Origin of the sequence: Faecalibacterium sp. BIOML-A4 (assembly GCF_009679665.1) — a bacterium.
In the GTDB taxonomy this organism is placed as follows: domain Bacteria; phylum Bacillota; class Clostridia; order Oscillospirales; family Ruminococcaceae; genus Faecalibacterium; species Faecalibacterium taiwanense.
In genome coordinates this window covers 1-1,624 of record NZ_WKZG01000041.1, presented here as the reverse complement: position 1 = coordinate 1,624, position 1,624 = coordinate 1, and the positions used below count along the sequence as shown (strand labels likewise).

The following is a 1,624-nucleotide window of genomic DNA, read 5'->3' as shown; positions in this document are numbered from 1 at the left end:
GACTTCGGTACTAACTTCCCTCGATCGCTACCGGAACCAACACCCGGCTCCGAGACTTCATATGTGTCCCTGTGTTTAACTCTTTTGGTGGTGACGGAATCTCTACCGTCTGTGCATCGGCTACGCCGTTAGGCCTCACCTTAGCTCCCGACTAACCTGGAGCGGACGAACCTTCCTCCAGAAACCTGAGGCTTTCGGCCATGCAGATTCTCACTGCATTCGCGCTACTCATTCCGGCATTCTCACTTCTATACACTCCACAGCCGCTTGCGCTACTGTTTCACCGCGTATACAACGCTCCCCTACCCAGCATGTAAACATGCTGCCTAAGCTTCGGTGTCAGGTTTAGCCCCGTTAAATTCTCCGCGCAAAGACGCTCGACCAGTGAGCTATTACGCACTCTTTGAATGAGTGGCTGCTTCTGAGCCAACATCCTGGTTGTCTACGTATCTTCACATCGTTTTCCACTTAACCTGACTTTGGGACCTTAGCTGTAGATCTGGGCTGTTTCCCTTTTGACAATGACATTTATCTGACACTGTCTGACTCCCAAGCATCAATACTCTGGCATTCTGAGTTTGATAAGCTTCGCTAACCTCTCGGCCGCTAGGCTATTCAGTGCTTTACCTCCAGGTATCTAACTTGAGGCTAGTCCTAAAACTATTTCGGGGAGAACCAGCTATCTCCGGGTTCGATTGGAATTTCTCCGCTACCCACAGTTCATCCGCCGCCTTTTCAACGGAGGTCGGTTCGGTCCTCCATGGAATTTTACTTCCACTTCAACCTGACCATGGGTAGGTCACCCGGTTTCGGGCCCATTATATGCAACTTAACGCCCTTTTCAAACTCGCTTTCGCTTCGGCTCCAGACCTTAAGTCCTTAACCTTGCTGCATACAATCGCTCGCCGGACCGTTCTACAAAAAGTACCCTATCACACATTGACGTGCTCTAGGTGCTTGTAGGCACAGGGTTTCAGGTTCTTTTTCACTCCCCTCCCGGGGTGCTTTTCACCTTTCCTTCACAGTACTATACGCTATCGGTCACTGGGTAGTATTTAGGGTTGGAGGGTGGTCCCCCCGTATTCCGACCAGGTTTCACGTGTCTGGCCGTACTCTGGAATTCGCTCAGCTCTTGTCGTTTTCACCTACGTGGTTCTCACACTCTCTGACCGGCCTTCCCATGCCGTTCGGTTAACAACTTAAGTCCTAAATGCGCTCCGTACCCCGAAAGTATTTCTACTCTCGGTTTGCCCTCTTCCGCGTTCGCTCGCCACTACTTACGGAATCTCGTTTGATGTCTCTTCCTCGCCCTACTTAGATGTTTCAGTTCAGGCGGTTCCCTCGATATACCTATTTTGAAGTTCAGTATAACGTACCTGAGTATGAACCCAGGTGAGTTTCCTCATTCAGAAATCTCCGGATCAATGCTTATTTGCAGCTCCCCGAAGCTTATCGCAGCTTATCACGTCTTTCATCGGCTCCCAGTGCCAAGGCATTCGCCCTGCGCCCTTGTTCGCTTGACCTTTCAAACGTTCTCTTGGAACATTTGGTATCCTCTTGATTCTCTCTTGCCAACGAAGATTATTGTTACCCTTCCTTTTGAAATTGCAATATTTCTTAAAAA

At 49.6% G+C, this 1,624-nt stretch carries 1 rRNA gene; it reads right to left on the bottom strand.

What is annotated here, in order from left to right:
• A 23S ribosomal RNA gene (locus GKG34_RS15540) occupies positions 1-1,523 on the bottom strand; the annotation flags it as partial.
• Between the last annotated feature and the right edge of the window lie 101 nt (positions 1,524-1,624).